This window comes from Streptomyces bambusae (assembly GCF_020532645.1).
Taxonomy (GTDB): domain Bacteria; phylum Actinomycetota; class Actinomycetes; order Streptomycetales; family Streptomycetaceae; genus Streptomyces; species Streptomyces bambusae.
The window spans coordinates 1-17,941 of sequence record NZ_JAJAUZ010000041.1; the positions used below are offsets into that span (position 1 = coordinate 1).

Annotated in this window: 15 protein-coding genes; 9 read left to right on the forward strand and 6 right to left on the reverse strand. The window is 73.8% G+C overall.

What is annotated here, in order from left to right:
- The first annotated feature begins 127 nt into the window (after nt 1-127).
- The gene (locus tag LG634_RS25355) at nt 128-1,471 is read left to right on the forward strand and encodes a M14 family metallopeptidase (RefSeq protein WP_226736649.1); all 1,344 of its coding nucleotides are present in this window, start codon (nt 128-130) and stop codon (nt 1,469-1,471) included.
- A gap of 101 nt (nt 1,472-1,572) precedes the next feature.
- Here LG634_RS25355 and LG634_RS25360 read toward each other — a convergent pair whose 3' ends face one another.
- Together LG634_RS25360 and LG634_RS25365 are read right to left on the reverse strand one after the other, a co-directional pair.
- A complete protein-coding gene (locus LG634_RS25360; protein WP_226736651.1) occupies nt 1,573-1,992 on the reverse strand; it encodes a RidA family protein in 420 nt (139 codons plus the stop codon).
- A 10-nt stretch (nt 1,993-2,002) separates the two neighbouring features.
- Entirely contained in the window at nt 2,003-2,809 is an 807-nt protein-coding gene (locus LG634_RS25365) for an IclR family transcriptional regulator (RefSeq protein ID WP_226736653.1), read from the reverse strand.
- Nucleotides 2,810-2,929: 120 nt separating this feature from the next.
- Here LG634_RS25365 and LG634_RS25370 point away from each other — a divergent pair, with 120 nt between their 5' ends.
- Together LG634_RS25370 and LG634_RS25375 are read left to right on the forward strand one after the other, a co-directional pair.
- Nucleotides 2,930-4,216: an alanine racemase gene (locus LG634_RS25370; protein ID WP_226736655.1), complete on the forward strand. Its 1,287-nt coding sequence runs from the start codon at nt 2,930-2,932 to the stop codon at nt 4,214-4,216.
- A gap of 9 nt (nt 4,217-4,225) precedes the next feature.
- The gene (locus LG634_RS25375; protein WP_226736657.1) at nt 4,226-5,818 is read left to right on the forward strand and encodes an N-acyl-D-amino-acid deacylase family protein; all 1,593 of its coding nucleotides are present in this window, start codon (nt 4,226-4,228) and stop codon (nt 5,816-5,818) included.
- Nucleotides 5,819-5,930: 112 nt separating this feature from the next.
- Here LG634_RS25375 and LG634_RS25380 read toward each other — a convergent pair whose 3' ends face one another.
- Both LG634_RS25380 and LG634_RS25385 read right to left on the reverse strand, forming a co-directional pair.
- Entirely contained in the window at nt 5,931-7,298 is a 1,368-nt protein-coding gene (locus LG634_RS25380; protein ID WP_226736659.1) for a carbohydrate-binding protein, read from the reverse strand.
- Nucleotides 7,299-7,506: 208 nt separating this feature from the next.
- Nucleotides 7,507-8,457, reverse strand: a complete 951-nt coding sequence (locus LG634_RS25385) for a LysR family transcriptional regulator (protein WP_226736660.1) — start codon at nt 8,455-8,457, stop codon at nt 7,507-7,509.
- A 308-nt stretch (nt 8,458-8,765) separates the two neighbouring features.
- On the opposite strand from LG634_RS25385, the gene LG634_RS25390 reads away from it, so the two are divergent.
- The gene (locus LG634_RS25390; protein ID WP_226736662.1) at nt 8,766-9,977 is read left to right on the forward strand and encodes a pyridoxal phosphate-dependent aminotransferase; all 1,212 of its coding nucleotides are present in this window, start codon (nt 8,766-8,768) and stop codon (nt 9,975-9,977) included.
- A gap of 135 nt (nt 9,978-10,112) precedes the next feature.
- Nucleotides 10,113-10,502 carry an SCO4983 family protein gene (locus tag LG634_RS25395; RefSeq protein ID WP_226736664.1) on the forward strand — a complete coding sequence of 130 codons (390 nt, stop codon included), beginning with the start codon at nt 10,113-10,115 and terminating at the stop codon, nt 10,500-10,502.
- A gap of 99 nt (nt 10,503-10,601) precedes the next feature.
- Here the strand turns inward: LG634_RS25395 and LG634_RS25400 are convergent, their stop codons facing one another.
- Complete coding sequence (locus tag LG634_RS25400; protein WP_226736666.1) at nt 10,602-11,066, reverse strand: hypothetical protein; 465 nt, start codon at nt 11,064-11,066, stop codon at nt 10,602-10,604.
- A gap of 166 nt (nt 11,067-11,232) precedes the next feature.
- Here LG634_RS25400 and LG634_RS25405 point away from each other — a divergent pair, with 166 nt between their 5' ends.
- The 4 genes from LG634_RS25405 to LG634_RS25420 all read left to right on the forward strand — a co-directional run bounded on the left by LG634_RS25405 (nt 11,233) and on the right by LG634_RS25420 (nt 15,779).
- Complete coding sequence (locus LG634_RS25405; protein ID WP_226736668.1) at nt 11,233-12,321, forward strand: substrate-binding domain-containing protein; 1,089 nt, start codon at nt 11,233-11,235, stop codon at nt 12,319-12,321.
- Nucleotides 12,322-12,335: 14 nt separating this feature from the next.
- Nucleotides 12,336-13,532, forward strand: a complete 1,197-nt coding sequence (locus LG634_RS25410) for a toxic anion resistance protein (protein ID WP_226736670.1) — start codon at nt 12,336-12,338, stop codon at nt 13,530-13,532.
- Nucleotides 13,533-13,615: 83 nt separating this feature from the next.
- Nucleotides 13,616-15,175 (forward strand): substrate-binding and vWA domain-containing protein, encoded by a 1,560-nt coding sequence (locus LG634_RS25415; RefSeq protein ID WP_226736758.1) that lies wholly within the window; start codon nt 13,616-13,618, stop codon nt 15,173-15,175.
- Entirely contained in the window at nt 15,162-15,779 is a 618-nt protein-coding gene (locus LG634_RS25420; RefSeq protein ID WP_226736671.1) for a hypothetical protein, read from the forward strand. The genes LG634_RS25415 and LG634_RS25420 overlap by 14 nt, the downstream gene beginning before the upstream one ends.
- Before the next feature lie 138 nt (nt 15,780-15,917).
- On the opposite strand, the gene LG634_RS25425 is transcribed toward LG634_RS25420, so the two are convergent.
- Nucleotides 15,918-17,744 carry a phosphoenolpyruvate carboxykinase (GTP) gene (locus LG634_RS25425; RefSeq protein WP_226736673.1) on the reverse strand — a complete coding sequence of 609 codons (1,827 nt, stop codon included), beginning with the start codon at nt 17,742-17,744 and terminating at the stop codon, nt 15,918-15,920.
- Nucleotides 17,745-17,941 lie beyond the last annotated feature (197 nt).

Here is a 17,941-nt window from a genome sequence, read left to right on the forward strand (position 1 = left end):
CCGGGGCCCGCCCCCCCCCCCCCCCCGCCGCTGGCCGGAACCGAACTCTTGACCCGGACATGACACAGGCGCACGCTGTGCGCGTCCGCACGGAGCCACCCCCACACCTCCACACCCAGGAGATCGCATGCGGCTACGCATCCGCGGCAGCCGGGGCCGGAAGGCCGCCACCCTGGCGGCAGTCCTCGCACTCGCCCTCGGCGCACCCGCCCTCGGCACCAGTGCCACCGCCTCCGCACCGCCCAGCCCCTCCACCGCGACCCAGGACGAGGCGATCGTCCAGTACACGGTCCACGGGCCCGCCACCGTCGCCGACCGGACCGCCCTGCTCGCCTACGGGGTCTCGATCGACGAGGTCCACGACCACACGGTGGTCGTCAGCGCCGACACCCTCCAGGCGAAGAAGCTCCGGGCCCGCGGCTACAAGCTGACCCCGCTGCCCGGGCCCCCGGAGCGCTCGCTGCCGGGGGTCGCCGCCTCCCCGATGGACTTCCCGTCCGCCGACTCGCGGTACCACAACTACGCCGAGATGAGCGCGGAGATCGAGCAGCGGCTCGCGGCGTACCCGAACATCATGAGCAAGCGGGTCATCGGGAAGTCGTACCAGGGCCGCGACCTGGTCGCCATCAAGATCAGCGACAACGTGGCGACCGACGAGGCCGAGCCCGAGGTCCTGTTCACCCACCACCAGCACGCCCGCGAGCACCTGACCGTCGAGATGGCGCTCTACCTGCTGCGCGAGTTCGGCGCCGGCTACGGCAGCGACTCCCGGATCACCAACATGGTGAACAACCGCGAGATCTGGATCATCCCGGACCTCAACCCGGACGGCGGCGAGTACGACATCGCCTCCGGCTCGTACCGGTCCTGGCGCAAGAACCGGCAGCCCAACTCCGGCTCCTCGTACGTCGGCACCGACGAGAACCGGAACTGGAACTACAAGTGGGGCTGCTGCGGCGGCTCCAGCGGCAGCAAGAGCTCCGAGACCTACCGCGGCACCGCCGCCGAGTCGGCCCCCGAGGTGAAGGTGGTCTCCGACTTCGTGCGCAGCCGGGTCGTGGGCGGCAAGCAGCAGATCAAGGCCGCGATCGACTTCCACACGTACAGCGAACTGGTGCTCTGGCCGTTCGGCTACACCTACAACGACACCGCGCCCGGCCTGACCGCCGACGACCTGGCGGCCTTCAAGAAGGTCGGCCAGGGGATGGCCGCGAGCAACGGCTACACCCCCGAGCAGTCCAGCGACCTCTACATCACCGACGGCACCATCGACGACTACCTGTGGGGCGTGCACAAGATCTTCGGATACACCTTCGAGATGTACCCGGAGTCCGGCGGCGGCGGCTTCTACCCGCCCGACGAGGTCATCGAGCGCGAGACCGCGCGCAACCGGGACGCCGTGCTCCAGCTGCTGGAGAACGCGGACTGCATGTACCGGTCCATCGGCAAGGAGGCGCAGTACTGCTCCTGAGCCCTGACGGCTCCTGAGTCCTGACGCCTGAGCGTGCGCCGCGGGCCGGCCCCCGTGCGGAGCCGGCCCTCGGTGCGTTCCGGGCCGGGCGGCCGGCCCGGTCAGCCCAGGACCGCCAGGGCGTCGATCTCGACGAGCAGGCCGGCGGGCAGGCCCACGTAGACGGTGGTGCGGGCGGCCGGCGCCTCCTTGAGGCCCTGCTCCTCGAAGTAGGCGTTCCAGATCTCGTTCATCTCGGCGAAGTGGCCGGTGTCGGTGAGGTAGACGCGCAGCATCATCACGTCGTCCCAGCCGGCACCGCCGGCCTCCAGCACCGCGCGGACGTTCTCCAGGGTCTGGAGGGTCTGCTCGCGCAGGGTCGGCCCGGCCGGGGTCGGCGGCTGTCCGGGGACCGCCGGGAGGAAGCCGACCTGGCCGGCAACCTGGAGGATGTTGCCCTTGCGGACGCCGTGCGAGAACGCGGCGGGCGGGGCGGTGTGGCCGGCGGGGGTGACGGCCGTCTTCGGGAACTGCTCGCTCACGGGCGGGTCCTCACTGTTCGTGCGCTTCGTCGGTGCCGGAGGCGTCCGCCGCCCCCGGGGTCTCGGGCCGGTCCGGCGTCTCGCCGCTGTAGTCGCGGCCCACGGCCAGGGCGGTACGGCGAACCAGCGGCAGCAGGGCGAGCAGCTCCCCGGCCGGGAGCAGCACGGCCGGCGCGGACACCGAGAGCGCGGCCACGACCCGGCCGTCCGGGCCGCGGACCGGGGCGGCCAGGCAGTTGATGGTCTCCTCGTGCCCGCCGAGGTCCGCGGCCCAGCCCTGGGCCCGTACGGTCTCCAGCTCGCGCAGGTAGGCGGCCGCGTCCGGGGTGGAGCGCGCGGTGTACGCCGGGTAGTCGAGCCGCTCGGCCAGGGCCCGGCGCTCGGCGGCCGGCAGGTCGGCGATCAGCAGCTTGGCGACGGCGGCCACCGTGACCGCGACCGGCCTGCCGATACGGGAGTACATGCGCACCGGGTAACGGCTGTCCACCTTGTCGATGTACAGCACCTCGTCGTCCTGGTGGACGGCCAGGTGGACGGTGTGCCCGGTGCGCTCGCCCAGTTCCACCAGGTGGGGGTGGGCGATCCCGCGGATGTCGAGGTGCTCGACGGCCTCGGCGGCGAGGGTGAAGAGGCGGGCGCCCAGCCGGTAGCGGTGGTCGGGCTGCCGGTACGCGAAGCCGTGCTCGTGCAGGGTCCGCAGCAGCCGCAGCGCGGTGCTCTTGTGGACGCCGAGTTCGTCGGCGACCCGGCCCAGGTCGGCCGGTCCGCGGGCCAGGAGCGGCAGGATCCGCAGGGCCCGCTCGACGCTCTGGCTCACGTACGTCCTCCCCCGGTGCCGCGCATTGACCCGTCGTCACCCGGGATGTTAGACAGCGTGCAGCAGTCTGTGCAACGCGCGTTGCGGATCGTGCAACGTGCCTGTCAGGAGGAGGAACCCATGGCCGGCGACGCCGTCCGCGCCCTCGCCCAGGAGCCCGTCGACCACCGCTTCAAGGGTCTCCCGCCGGACGCCGGGGCCGCGGGCCTGACCGTGGGCGAGCTGGCCGGGCAGCGCCGGGACCTGTTCACCGGCGGGTTCACCACCCCGGTCCTCACCCTCGACGCGGACGCGCTGGAGCACAACCTGCGCGCCCTGGAGGAGTACAGCTCCCGGCACGGGCTGGCGTTCGCGCCGCACGGCAAGACGTGCATGGCGCCGCAGCTGTTCGAGCGGCAGCTCGCGCACGGCGCCTGGGGGATCACCGCGGCCGTGCCGCACCAGGCGCGCGTCTACCGGGCGTTCGGGATCTCGCGGATCTTCCTCGCCAACGAGCTGGTCGACCCGGCCGCGCTCCGCTGGCTGGCCGGCGAGCTCGCCGCCGACCCCGGCTTCCGGTTCGTCTGCTACGTGGACTCGGTGCGCGGCGTGCAGCTGATGGACCGCGCGCTGGCCGCGGCGGACGCCACCCGTCCGGTGGACGTGGTCGTGGAACTGGGCGGCGGCGAGGGGGCCCGGACCGGCGCCCGGACCGAGGCCGACTGCCGGGAGGTCGCCGGCGCGGCGGCCGCGGCGGCGCACCTGCGGCTGGTGGGCGTGGCCGGCTACGAGGCCGAGGTGCCGGACGCCGACGGGGCGAAGGTGACGGCGTGGCTGCGCCGGCTGACCGGGCTGGCCGCGGAGTTCGACAAGGCGGGGCTGTTCGGCCCCGACGTCGAGGAGATCGTGGTGAGCGCGGGCGGCAGCGCCTGGTTCGACTCCGTCGCCGAGGTGTTCGCGGACCTCCCCGAGCTGTCCCGGCCGGTCCTGAAGCTGCTGCGGTCGGGCGCGTACGTCTCCCACGACCACGGCTGGTACACCCGGCTGACCCCGTTCAACCGGGTGCCGGACGAGGGCGGGCTGCTGCCGGCGTTCCGGCTGTGGGCGCAGGTCGTCTCCCGGCCCGCGCCCGGGCAGGCGTTCCTGAACGCCGGCAAGCGGGACATCGCGTACGACCTCGGGCTGCCGGAGGTGACGGCGGTCCGCGACGGACTCGACGGGACCGCGCGGGACGCCGCCGGGATCCGCGTGGTGAAGCTGTCCGACCAGCACGCCTGGCTGGAGACCGACACGGCGGACGCGGTGCAGGTCGGCGACTGGGTGGCGCTCGGCATGTCGCACCCGTGCACGATCTTCGAGAAGTGGCCGCTGATCCCGCTGGTCGACGCGGACGGTACGGCCGTCGACTACGTCCGCACGTTCTTCTAGGCGGCCGCCGTGGACCTCGTGCTGCGCGGGGCACGCGTCGTCGACGGCACCGGCGGGCCCTCGTACACCGCGGACGTCGGGGTGCACGAAGGCCGGATCGCCGAGATCCGGCGGCGTCCGGGCCGGGTGCCGCTCGGCGGCCGGCGGACCGTGGACGCGGCCGGGCTGGCGCTGGCGCCCGGTTTCACCGACATGCACGCGCACAGCGACCTGGCGCTGCTGCGGGACCCCGACCACAGTGCGAAGGCCGCACAGGGCGTCACCCTGGAGGTGCTGGGCCAGGACGGGATGTCGTACGCGCCGGCCGACGCCCGCACCCTCGACGGGGTGCGGGCGGCCATCGCCGGGTGGAACGGGGACGGCGCGGACCTCGACATGGACTGGCGGACGGTCGGCGGGTACCTCGACCGGCTCGACCGGGGCATCGCCGTCAACGCCGCCTATCTGGTGCCGCAGGGCACGGTCCGCGCGTACGCCGTCGGCTGGGACGACCGACCGGCGACGGCCGCCGAGCTGGACCGGATGCGGCAGCTGGTCGCGGAGGGCCTGGAGCAGGGCGCGGTCGGCATGTCGTCGGGGCTGACGTACACGCCCGGGATGTACGCGGACGGCTCCGAACTCGCCGAGCTGTGCACGGTGGTGGCCCGGTACGGCGGCTACTGGTGCCCGCACCACCGCTCGTACGGGCACCGGGCGCTGGAGGCGTACGCGGAGACGGTGGCGGTGGCCCGGGCGGCGGGCTGCGCGCTGCACCTGGCGCACGCGACGATGAACTTCCCGGAGAACGCGGGCCGGGCCGGGGAGCTGCTGGCCCTGCTGGACACGGCGCTGGCGGCCGGCGCGGACATCACGCTCGACACGTACCCGTACACGCCGGGCTGCACCACGCTGGTGGCGCTGCTGCCGTCCTGGGCGAACGAGGGCGGGCCGGCGGCGGTGCTGGCCCGGCTGGCCGATCCGGTGGCGGCCGGGCGGATCCGTACGGCGATGGAGGTGACCGGGTCGGACGGCTGCCACGGGGTGCCGGTCGACTGGTCCTCGATAGAGGTCTCCGGGGTCCGGGACCCGTCCCTGGGGCACCTGGTGGGGCGGCGGCTGGACGGCTGGGAGACGGCCCGGCGGCTGCTGCTCGACGACCGGCTGGGCACGGCCGTGCTCCAGCACGTCGGCCACGAGGACAACGTGCGGGCGATCATGCGGCATCCGGTGCACACGGGGGGCTCGGACGGCATCCTCCAGGGCGCGAAGCCGCACCCGCGGGCGTACGGGACCTTCCCCCACTACCTCGGCCGCTACGTCCGCGAGCTGGGCGTCCTGACGCTGGAGCAGTGCGTCGCCCACCTCTCGGCCCGGCCCGCGGCCCGCCTGGGGCTGCGCGACCGCGGCCTGGTCCGCGAGGGGCTGCGCGCGGACCTGGTCCTCTTCGATCCGCTGACGGTCGCGGCGGGCTCCACGTACGCCCGGCCGCGGGCCCTCCCGCTGGGCATCCCCCACGTGCTGATCGACGGCCGCTTCGTCATCCGCGAGGGGCGCCGCACGGATGTCCTGGCAGGCCGCTCGGTCCGCCGGGCCTGTGGCAAATCAAGCCCGTCCGGCGTTTGAGGACCGGGGTGCGGGGCGGAGCCCCGGGCTTGTGGGCCGGCCGGCCGCCGGAAGGGGTGCGCCGCGGGCGCCCCCCTCAGGCGGCCGCGGCGCACCGGCGTGCGGGCAGTGGCTAGACGCGCTGCCAGAGGGCCGGGACGGCCGGGGGCTCCCAGCCCGGCTGGGCCTGGTGCCCCTGGAGGCAGCGGTAGGTCGCCCCGCCGTAGGTGACCGTCGCACCGGCCGCGTAGACCGTGCCGGCCTTCCAGGTGCCGCCGGGCTCGGGGTCGCCGGGGCCGGGCCCGGGGTCGGTCCCGCTGGTCCGGAGGGTCAGCCCGTAGGTCTGGAGGAGCGGGTTCAGCGGCTGGAAGAACGTCGTGCCGCCGCTGGAGCAGTTGCCGGACCCGCCCGAGGTGACGCCCTGCGCCTGGCTGCCGGAGATGTACGAGCCGCCCGAGTCGCCCGGCTCGGCGCACACGGTAGTACGGGTCACGCCGGAGATCGTGCCCTCCGGGTAGGTCACGCTCGTGCCGTGCTGCTGGATGGTGCCGCAGTGCCAGCCGGTGGTGGAGCCGGACCGGCACACCGACGCGCCGACGGGCTGCAGCACCGAGCCGGTGACCTGGACGTTCGCCCCGCCCGAGCCCTTCACGTACGGGGTGGCCGTCCACTGGCTGTTGGCGGCCACCCAGGCCATGTCGCTGCCGGGGAACGTCGAGCCCTGGAAGGAGCCCTGCGCGACCCGGTTGAAGCCGGTCGTGGTGGTGCCCGCCCGGCCGCAGTGGCCCGCGGTCGCGAAGCCGTGGGTGGTGCCGCGGGTCACCGGGAAGCCGACCGAGCAGCGGCCCGAGCCGTTCATGTAGTACGCGTCACCGCCCCGCAGGTCGTACAGCGGGCGCGGGGCCTGCTGCACCCGGACGATCCGGACGTCCTGCGGCCGCAGCCCGGCGCGGACCGCCGCCGCGGCGCCCGCCCCGGCCCGGACCTCTTCGACGACCAGTGCGTTGCTGCGCGGGTCCACGTACCGGACGGGGGTGTCGGAGCCCGCGACCCGGTCCAGGGCCGCCTTCCCGCGGGCCAGCTCGCCGAGGCTGCGGCCGACGACGACGGCCCGCGCGCCGGCCGCCCGGATCCCGGCGGTGTCGGCGCTGCGGGTGGTGGCGACGGTCAGGGTGGCGGAGGTGGCGCCGTCCAGCCAGGCACCGGCGTACGCGCCCTGCAGCCGGGCCTGGAGGCGGGCGGCGACCGCACCGGCCTCGGCCTCGTTCCCGAGCCGGGTCACCGCCTGGGCGCGGGTCAGTCCGAGGTCCCGCTGCATGGCGCCGAGCACCTCGGCGGGCGCGGCGGCGGCCCCGAGCGCCACCGTCGCGGACTTGGCGGCGGGTGCGGCCGCCCCCGCCGACTGCCCGGCGTACAGCCCGGTCAGCGCGAGCGCCAGGGCCGCGACCCCGGCACCGGCGGCCCGCCCGCGCCCGGGCAGGAGCCCCCGCCGGGCCGGCACCGGGGCAACGGACCGGGGCCGGCCGGTGGTGGTCGCGCCGGAATGGGCGGGGCGTCGGGGGCCGTCAGGGCCATCGGGGCGGCCGGGGCGGCCGGGGGGATCGAAGCGATGCATGGGGGGTCTCCTGGGGGGAGCGAGATGGGGATTCCCCTCACCGTAGGAAGCCCAACTCGCCGCCCCCACCCTCCACTTGACCCCTTCCCCGGCGCTATGCCCGGTCCGGCGCCGGGCCCTGCACCCGCGCGGTGCGCCCCGCGCTGCGGGCCAGGGCCGCCGTGTGGGCGGCGCGGGCGTGGGCGGTGACGGCGGGTGCGCGGGGGGCGGCCGGCGCGTCGGGGTGCCAGCCGAGCAGGTGGCGCCAGGTCAGCGGGGTGCCGGTGAGCGGGCGGGTGACCAGGCCGGGGGTGGCCGGGAAGGTGGCCCGGCACAGCCCGACCGCCCGGCCCACCTGGACCAGGTGGACGCAGGAGGCGGTGTCGGTCTCGTACACGCAGGCCGGGGTGAATCCGGCCCGGACGCAGGCGGCGGCGAAGCAGTCGCCGAAGCAGCCGTCGCCGGGTACGTCCGTCCAGGCCTCGGCTGCCAGCTCGGCCAGCTCGATTTCGGTGCGGGGGGCCAGCGGGTGGTCCTCGGCCAGCATCACGTACACCGGGTCGCGGGCCACTTCCGCCCACGCCAGCCGGCCCGCCTCCGGCGGCGCGCTCTCGCCGCAGACGCCGACGAGTGCGAAGTCGAGGCGGCCGGCGGTGACCGCCCCGGCGATGTCCCGCTCGGACCAGGAGGTGTGCGTGGTGACGGGCGCGCCGGGGTCGGCGGCGGCCAGCCGGTCGACCAGGCCGCCGAGCAGCGGGCCGTGGGTGCCGCCGAGCCGGTAGCCGCCGCCGGCCCCGGCCGCGGCGAACCGCACGGCCTCCTCCTGGAGCCCGCAGACCGCGGGCAGCACCACCCGGGCCCGCTCCAGCACCAGCTCCCCGAGCGCGGTGGCCCGCACCCCGTCCCGTCCCCGCTCGAACAGCAGCCCGCCCAGCGCCCGCTCGATCCGCTTGAGCTGCGCGCTCAGCGCGGGCTGCGCCAGCCCGAGCACGGTGGCCGCCTTGGTCAGCGAGCCCTCATCCGCAATCGTCCGGACCGTCTTGAGATGCCTCAACTCCAAGTCCATGGGAAAAGCTTGGTCCAGACCACCACCCCGGCGCTACGGTCGCGCACCCCCCGGCCGCGTCCGCACTCCGGAGGGGCCCGCGGCCCCCTCCGGGCGGCACCCCTCCCGCCACAGTGACGAGGGCAACACCGCCACCCACGCGCGCCCCGCGGGGAGCGCAATCCGCAGGTCCGGAGGCGCGGCGGGCATCCGTTTCCAAGGGGGGAGGGGGGTCGCGGCCAAAGGTTGCCCGAAACGGGACATTTAGGCGGGGCTACGGCGCGGCAAAACACGGGGCGGGGCGCGGAGGGGGGCCGTAAGCTCCCGTCATGCAGGTGATCCAGTCAACGAAGCTCGCCAATGTCTGCTACGAAATCCGCGGCCCGGTTCTCGAAGAGGCCATGCGGCTCGAAGCAGCAGGTCATCGCATCCTCAAGCTGAACACGGGCAACCCCGCGGCATTCGGTTTCGAGTGCCCGCCCGAGATCCTCGAGGACATGCTCCGCAACCTGGGCAACGCCCACGGGTACGGGGACGCGAAGGGCCTGCTGTCGGCACGCCGTGCGGTCATGCAGCATTACCAGACCAAGGGCATCGAGCTGGACGTCGAGGACATCTACCTCGGCAACGGCGTGTCCGAGCTGATCCAGATGTCCATGCAGGCGCTCCTGGACGACGGCGACGAGGTGCTCGTCCCGGCGCCGGACTACCCGCTGTGGACCGCCTCCGTCAGCCTGGCCGGCGGCACCGCGGTGCACTACCGGTGCGACGAGCAGTCCGACTGGATGCCGGACCTCGCCGACATCGAGCGCAAGATCACCGACCGCACCCGCGCGCTCGTGATCATCAACCCGAACAACCCGACCGGCGCCGTCTACGGCGACGAGATGCTGCGCGGGCTCACGGACATCGCCCGCCGCCACAACCTCGTGGTCTGCTCCGACGAGATCTACGACCGGATCCTGTACGACGGCGCCACCCACACGAACACCGCGGCGATCGCCCCCGACCTGCTGTGCCTGACCTTCAACGGGCTCTCGAAGAACTACCGGGTGGCCGGCTACCGCTCCGGCTGGATGGCCGTGTGCGGCCCGAAGTCGCACGCCGCCTCGTACATCGAGGGGCTGACGATCCTCGCGAACATGCGGCTGTGCGCGAACATGCCCGCCCAGCACGCCGTGGCCACCGCGCTCGGCGGCCGCCAGTCGATCACCGATCTGGTGCTGCCCGAGGGCCGGCTGCTGGAGCAGCGGGACACGGCGTACGACCTGCTGACGCAGATCCCGGGCATCACCTGCGTGAAGCCCAAGGGCGCGCTCTACCTGTTCCCGCGCCTGGACCCGGCCGTCTACAAGATCAAGGACGACCGGCAGATGGTCCTCGACCTGCTCCGGGCCGAGAAGATCATGGTGGTGCACGGCACCGGCTTCAACTGGCCCGAGCCCGACCACTTCCGCATCGTCACCCTGCCGAACGCCAAGGACCTGGCCGACGCGGTCACCCGGATCGGCAGCTTCCTCGACGGGTACGGCCAGCCGTAGCCCGCACCTCCCGGATCCCGGCGCCGGGCGTCCCCAGCGGACGCCCGGCAAAGACCCGACAAAAACTGGACCGATCTCTACTTTAGAACCGATCCAAGGTAGGATTGGCCTCCTGACCCTGCCAGGAGGCCATCCATGTACGAACCGACCCGCACCAAGCCGGGCCACGGCGTGCCCGGCCGCGCCGGTCGCCCGGCCGACTTCCCGCACCGCAGCCGCGGTGAGGAGCTGGACATCCAGCTGGCCGGGCACCTGTCCGCACTGCTCGCCCTCACCGACGAACTCGGCCTCGAAGAACCCGCCGAGGCCATCGCCCGCCAGGTCGCCCGACTGCGCGGCGCCCCGCCGGCCCGGCACGCCGGCCACAGCCGCCAGAGCTCCGCCGCCCTGCACCGCCGCGCCCACGACACCGCCGCCCGCGCCCTGCTCGTCGCCGCCTCGCGCCCCGACACCTCGGCCGCGATCCTCGCCGCCGAGCGCATGGACGCCCACACCGCCGCGCTGGACCTCGCCGCGGCTTCCTGATCGGCCCCGGTCCGGGGCCGCGGAGGCCTCGGACCGGGAGCCACGACGCACGGGCGGACGGCCCGGGAGCCACGACGCACGGCCGGACGGCCGGAGCCCTCACGGACCCGCCGTCACCGCCACCGCGTACACCCCGCAGTACGGCACCACCCCGCGCGGCCACACCGGCCCCACCGCCCGCCCGCTGCGCACCGCGCCCGCCGCGGCCTCCCGTACGTCGACCAGCGCCAGGCCCTTCGCGCCCTCGCCCGCCGCCTGCTCGGCCCGCCGGAAGTCCACCGTCACCCGGTACGTGCCCCGGTGCGCCGCGGCCGCCGTCACCGCTATCTCCGCCGACACCCGCCGGGTGGCCGGATCCACTCGGCATCCGGTCAGGGCCACGTCGCGCGCGGGCGGGCCGGCCGCCTCACGCGTCTCCTGCGCCTCAGGGCGCGTCTGCGGCCCGATGGCCGCCCACGAGTAGAGCACGAACGGGGCGAACACCAGCAGCGCCGCCACCAGCACGAGGGCCACCTGCCACCCGCGCCACTCACCCGGACGTGCACCGGGTCTGCCGTACGACATGGCCCGATCATTCCCAGCCACCGCCGCCCGAACCCGTATCGGCCGCCCGCCGTGCGGCAGGGCCGGGCCGCAGGACACCGCCCGGCAGCCGAACGGGGACCGCTTCGTCACCGGTCGTTCACCCAACTCCCTCTGGAATGTGGGTTTCCGCGAGCACGCTGCCCCCGTGAGACGCATCCTGGGAATCGCCCTGGCGATCGTGCTGATCGGTGGCGTGGCCGCCGCCGTCATCGCGGGTCGCGGAGGTCAGGGCTCAGACGGCACGGCAACGAAGACCGTGCGCGGAGTGATCGGATCGGAGAAGAGCGAGTTCTTCACCGACCCCGAGGTCGTGAAGGCCCTGGCCGACAAGGGCTTCACCGTGCAGACCGAGACGTCCGGCTCGTGGGCCATGGACCGGCTGCCCCTGAAGGAGTACGACTTCGCCTTCCCCGGCAGCAGCGAGCCGGCCCGGCGGATCCTGGCGAAGGCCGCGCCGAAGGGGGCGCAGCCGGCCCGCCCGTTCTACTCCCCGCTGGTCGTGGTGACCCGCAGCGCCGCGGCGAAGGTGCTCGCCGACAACGGGCTCGCGCAGCTGAAGGGCGCGCACACCGGCCGGCTGCGGATGGGCGCCTATCTGAAGGCCGCCGCCGAGGACCGCACCTGGCAGCAGCTCAAGGGCTCCGCCGGGCACCCCGAGCTGACCGGCACGGTCTTCGTGAAGACCACCGACCCCAACACCTCCAACTCCGGAGCCCTCTGGCTCTCCGCCACCTCCTTCGTCGCCAACGGCACCAAGACCGTCGCCGACGAGGCGGCGATCGCCGCCAACGCCCCGCTGATGCGCAAGCTGTACGCCGTCCAGGGGGCCCTGGCACAGAGCACCGACGAGCCGTTCCGGGACTTCATCAGCGGCGCCGGCGACCCGCTGATCCTCGTGTACGAGTCGCAGATCGCGGCCCTGCTGCTCCAGCAGCAGGACCCCGGCGACCTGGTCGTCCTCTACCCGGACACCACGGTCAACAGCGACCACACCCTGGTGCCGTTCAACGACGACGCCCGGGCGCTCGGAGACCTGCTGGCCAACGACAAGCGGCTGCGGCAGCTGGCCGTCAGGCACGGGTTCCGCCCGCAGGGCGCCCGCGCCGAGTTCGCCGCCGCCACCGCGCAGCACACCGGATACCTCGCCCGGGAGCTGAGCGGAATCCGCCAGGTGAGCGCGCCGACCCTCCCCGTCCTGCAGGCGCTCGCCCGCCGGGCCACGGGCACGAACTGAAGGGCAAGGACACCGTGACCGCAACCCCGCTCACCCCGCCCGGGGACGCACCGCTGGTGCTGACCGCGCCCGAGCCGGTGCCCGCCGTCCGCAAGGAGCAGGCCGCCGGGCTGGTGCCGCTACAGGACGGCGTGCAGGAGGAGATGGCCCGGCGGGCCGGCGAGTACGTCGGCGGCCTCGCCGGACTCGACGCCCGCTCCCCCGAGTTCGCCGCCCGGATCGGCGAGATCGCCGGCCTCGGCGCCGGGGAGATCCGCAGTGCCGCCCAGCAGTCCAACCGGATGCTCGACCGGGCCGTGCGGGCCCTGGGCCGGGACGCGGACGGCGACGCGCAGGCCCGGGTGGCCGGCTCCCTGGTGGAGCTGCGCCGCACCGTCGGGGACCTCGACCCGCGCGACCGGCCCGGCAAGGGCGTCGGCCGACTGCTGTCGAAGCTGCCGGGCGGCAGCAGGTTCCGCGACCACGTCGCCAAGTACGCCTCCTCCCAGGCCACCCTGAACAAGATCGTCGGCTCGCTGCGCAGCGGCCAGGACGAGCTGCGGCGCGACAACGCGGCGCTGCACACCGAGCGGACCCGGCTCTGGGAGACGATGGGCAGGCTCCAGGAGTACGCCGTGCTGACCGAGGCCCTGGACGGGGCGGTGGCGCAGCGGATCGCCGAGACCGAGCCGGGCGACCCGGCGCAGGCCGACGCGCTGCGCGCGGACGTGCTGTTCCCGGTCCGGCAGAAGCACCAGGACCTGCTGACCCAGCTGGCCGTGTGCGCGCAGGGCTACCTGGCGATGGACGTGGTGCGCCGCAACAACGACGAGCTGATCAAGGGCGTGGAGCGGGCGGCGACGACGACCGTGTCGGCGCTGCGGATCGCCGTGATGCTGGCCTCCGCGCTGGACGGCCAGCGCAAGGTCATCGAGCAGGTCGACACGCTGCGCAGCACCACCGAGGACCTGATCCGCGGCAACGCCGAGATGATCGGCTCGCAGAGCGGCGAGATCCAGCGGATCGCGGCCGACCCGGCGGTCGGCGCGGAGACGCTGCGGGCCGCGTTCGGGCAGATCTACAAGACGCTCGACGCGATCGACACGTACAAGGTGCAGGCCACCGAGAGCATGGCGGCCACCGTCGAGGCGCTGACCGGCGAGCTGCAGGCGGCGTCCGCGCACCTGGCGCGGACCCGTACCGCGGGTGCGCCGGAAGGCGGTGGCGCATGATGCCGGACGGTTTCGGCGCCTTCGACGGGCGGCTGCGGCGGTCCGCGTACGGCGGCCACCAACTGGTCGCGCTGGTCGTGGCGATGGCGGTGCTCGTGGGCGTCGCGGCGTGCACGGCCGAGGACGAGCCGGAGCAGGAGAGCGTCTACCGGGAGGGCACCCTGCGGGTGCTGGCCTCCAGCGAGCTCGACGACATGAAGGACGTGCTGGCGGCGGCCCGCAAGGAGACCGGCGTCACCGTCGAACTGACCTCCATGGGCACCCTGGACGCGGCCGAACTGGTGGCCTCGGGCAAGGCCGACGGCCGGTACGACGCGGCCTGGCTGTCGTCCAACGACTACCTGCGGCTGCGGCCGGAGGCGGCGGGGAAGCTGGCCTCGGAGACGCCGGTGATGACCTCGCCGGTCGCGCTGGGGGTGAAGACCTCTGCGGTGGCCCGGCTGGGCTGGAAGCCGGCGGAGGTGACCTGGCGGGCCGTGCACGACGCGGTCGCCGCCGGGAAGCTGACCTACGGGATGACCGACCCGGTCCGCTCCAACTCCGGTTTCGCCGCGCTGGTCTCCGTGGCGTCGGGGCTGTCGGGGGCGCAGGCCGCGCTGACCGACGCGGACGTGAGGAAGGCCTCGCCGCAGCTGAAGGAGTTCTTCACCGGGCAGCAGCTGACCTCGGGCTCGTCGGGCTGGCTGGCCGACGCGTACCGGCGGCGCGGCACGGTGGACGCGCTGGTCAACTACGAGTCGGTGCTGACGTCGATGAACCGGACCGGGAACGCCGGGCTGACGGTGATCCGGCCCCGCGACGGGGTGGTGACCGCGGACTACCCGTTCACCCTGCTCGCCTCCGCCCCGGCCGGGGCGCGTGCGTCGGGCCGGGCGCTGACCGCGTACCTGCGGCGGCCGGTGGTGCAGCGGACGATCACGGCGGAGACGTTCCGGCGTCCGGTGGCGCCCGGGGTGGCGCCGGCGCCGGGGCTGGCCGCGGACAAGCGGCGCGAGCTGCCGTTCCCCGGCTCCCGCTCGGTCGCCGACGGGCTGCTCGCGAGTTACGAGAACGAGCTGCGGCGGCCGTCGCGGACCGTGTACGTGCTCGACACGTCGGGGTCGATGGAGGACGGGAACCGGATCGGCCGCCTGCGGGACGCGCTCACCGAGCTGACGGGGACCGGGAGTTCGGCGCCGGGCCGGCGGTTCCGGGACCGCGAGGAGGTGACGCTGGTGCCGTTCGGCTCGGACGTGAAGTCGGTCCGTACGCACGTGGTGGAGCCCGGGCGGCCCGGTGCGGCGCTGAAGGCGATCACGGCCGACGTGGCCGCGCTGCGCCCGGAGGGCGGCACGGCCGTGTACAGCAGCCTGGAGGCCGCCTACCGGCACCTCGGCAAGGAGCGCGCCGACGCGTTCACCTCGATCGTGCTGATGACGGACGGGGAGAACACGGAGGGCGTGGCCGCGGGGCACTTCGACGAGTTCTACGCGAAGCTGCCGGCGGACCAGCGCAACACCCCGGTGTTCGCGGTTCTGTTCGGCGATTCGGACCGTGCCGAGCTGGCGCACATCGCCGAGCTGACCGGCGGCCGGCTGTTCGACGCGACCGGCGGGAACGGCTCGCTGGACGGCGCCTTCGAGGAGATCCGTGGCTACCAGTAGCAGCTTCGGCGGCCGGGTGCTGGCCTGGCTGGAGTCCCGCAAGAACCTGGCCGGCAGCGCCGGCGGGCTGGCCGGGCTGGCCCTCACGTTCACCGGGCTGGCGGGCACGTACTGGCCGGTGGTGGTGGCCGGGCTGTACGGCGCGGGCGCGCTGCTCGCGCCGCCGGACCGGCCGGTCGTCCCGGAGTTCGACCCGGCGGAGGAGTTCGACCCGCTGCGCGGGGACTTCGCGGCGCTGCGCGGCTACCTGGACGAGGTGGAGCTGCCGCCCGCGGCGGCCGGCCGGCTCACCGAGCTGCTGGCCCGGTACGAGGCGCTGCTCGACCCGGGCTGGGTGGCGGACGTGCTGGCGACGGACCCGGAGGCGGTGCACGTCCTGGCGCGGGCGGTGCGCCGGGACCTGCCGGAGTGCGTGGACACCTACAACCGGGCCCGCTGGTGGAACCGTCTGCAGCCGGGCGCCGAGCCGCCGGAGCGGCACCTGGAGCGGCAGCTGACGGTGCTCTTCGGCGAGGCGGAACGCCTGACGGCGGACCTCCAGGACAGGGAGGCCCGCCGTCAGCAGACGCACACGGCCTATCTGGAGGAGCGCGGACGCTCCTGATCCGGCCGGACAGGACCGGTCAGACGGGCGGTGTGCTGCGGCGGGAATGCCGTGGTCGGGGATTCCCATCGCGGTGGGCGCCGCTTGGTCGGGGGCTCCCACGTTCTCGGTCGCCCCGGTGTGACGGGGCGGGGCGGATCAGCCCAGGCGCTCGACGAGCGCGTGGTACTGGTCCCACAGCTCCTTCGGCGTGTGGTCGCCGTAGGTGTTGAGGTGCTCGGGGACCAGGGCGGCCTCCTCGCGCCAGACCTCCTTGTCGACCGTGAGGAGGAACTCCAGGTCGGCTTCGGAGATGTCGAGGCCGTCGAGGTCGAGGGCCGCCTTGGTCGGCAGGACGCCGATGGGGGTCTCGACGCCCTCGGCGGTGCCGTCGAGGCGGCCGACGATCCACTTCAGGACGCGGCTGTTCTCGCCGAAGCCGGGCCACACGAACTTGCCCGCGTCGTTCTTGCGGAACCAGTTCACGTAGTAGATCTTCGGGAGCTTCGCCTGGTCCTTGTCGGCGGCGACCTTCACCCAGTGGGCCATGTAGTCGCCCATGTTGTAGCCGCAGAACGGCAGCATGGCGAACGGGTCGCGGCGCAGCTCGCCGACCTTGCCCTCGGCGGCGGCGGTCTTCTCGGAGGCGATGTTCGAGCCGATGAAGACGCCGTGGTTCCAGTCGAAGGACTCGGTGACCAGGGGGACGGCGGAGGCGCGGCGGCCGCCGAAGAGGATCGCGGAGATCGGGACGCCCTTGGGGTCCTCCCACTCGGGGGCGATCGTCGGGCACTGCGAGGCCGGGACGGCGAAGCGGGCGTTGGGGTGGGCGGCCGGGGTGCCGGACTCCGGGGTCCAGGCGTTGCCCTTCCAGTCGATCAGGTGGGCGGGCGCCTCTTCGGTCATGCCCTCCCACCAGACGTCGCCGCCGTCGGGGGTGAGCGCGACGTTGGTGAAGACGGTGTTCGCGTACATCGTCTTCATGGCGTTGGCGTTGGTGTGCTCGCCGGTGCCGGGTGCGACGCCGAAGAAGCCGGCCTCGGGGTTGATCGCGTAGAGGCGGCCGTCCTCGCCGAACCGCATCCAGGCGATGTCGTCACCGATGGTCTCGACGGTCCAGCCGGGGATCGTGGGCTCCAGCATGGCCAGGTTGGTCTTGCCGCAGGCCGACGGGAAGGCGGCGGCGACGTAGCGGGCCTCGCCCTGCGGCGGGGTGAGCTTCAGGATGAGCATGTGCTCGGCGAGCCAGCCCTCGTCGCGGGCCATGACGGACGCGATGCGCAGGGCGTAGCACTTCTTGCCGAGCAGGGCGTTGCCGCCGTAGCCCGAGCCGAACGACCAGATCTCGCGGGTCTCCGGGAAGTGCGAGATGTACTTGGTGGTGTTGCAGGGCCACGGCACGTCGGCCTCGCCCTCGGCGAGCGGAGCGCCGAGGGTGTGGACGGCCTTGACGAAGAAGCCGTCGCTGCCGAGCTCGTCCAGGACCGGCTGTCCCATGCGGGTCATGGTGCGCATCGCGACGGCGACGTACGCGGAGTCGGTGATCTCGACGCCGATGGCGGAGAGCTCGGAGCCGAGGGGGCCCATGCAGAAGGGCACGACGTACATCGTGCGGCCCTTCATGGAGCCGCGGAAGATGCCCTTCTCGCCCGCGAAGATGTCCTTCATCTCCGCCGGGGCCTTCCAGTGGTTGGTCGGGCCCGCGTCCTCCTCCTTCTCGGAGCAGATGAAGGTCCGGTCCTCGACGCGCGCGACGTCGGTCGGGTCGGAGGCGGCGTAGTACGAGTTCGGGCGCTTGACCTCGTCGAGCTTCTTGAACGTGCCCTTCTCGACGAGCTCCTCGCACAGGCGCTCGTACTCGGCTTCGGAACCGTCGCACCAGACGATCCGGTCGGGCTCGGTCAGGGCTGCGATTTCCTCCACCCAGGAGACGAGCTCCGTGTGGTTCGTCGGGACGGAAGTGGGAGCCGCGTTGTCGCGCGCCACGATTGCTCCTTGTTGAGGGATTCGTTTGGTGTATGCCCCGTGGGGGCTGCGACCCGGACGCTTCGCGCTCCGCTCATCCGGTGCCGACCGCACTCATCTGATCATCCGGTGCGTGTGCGCATATGTCCAGAGGACCTCTCACGTGAGCATCGCCACTTCCGTCAATCTTCCGTAAAGCGCACTATCGGGGCGCCGGG

Coding starts and splice junctions, on each gene's coding strand:
- LG634_RS25370 (WP_226736655.1), top strand. CDS start 2,930: ATGGCCGGCGACGCCGTCCGCGCCCTCGCCCAGGAGCCCGTCGACCAC.
- LG634_RS25385 (WP_226736660.1), bottom strand. CDS start 8,457: ATGGACTTGGAGTTGAGGCATCTCAAGACGGTCCGGACGATTGCGGAT.
- LG634_RS25390 (WP_226736662.1), top strand. CDS start 8,766: ATGCAGGTGATCCAGTCAACGAAGCTCGCCAATGTCTGCTACGAAATC.
- LG634_RS25355 (WP_226736649.1), top strand. CDS start 128: ATGCGGCTACGCATCCGCGGCAGCCGGGGCCGGAAGGCCGCCACCCTG.
- LG634_RS25400 (WP_226736666.1), bottom strand. CDS start 11,066: ATGTCGTACGGCAGACCCGGTGCACGTCCGGGTGAGTGGCGCGGGTGG.
- LG634_RS25415 (WP_226736758.1), top strand. CDS start 13,616: ATGGCGGTGCTCGTGGGCGTCGCGGCGTGCACGGCCGAGGACGAGCCG.
- LG634_RS25395 (WP_226736664.1), top strand. CDS start 10,113: ATGTACGAACCGACCCGCACCAAGCCGGGCCACGGCGTGCCCGGCCGC.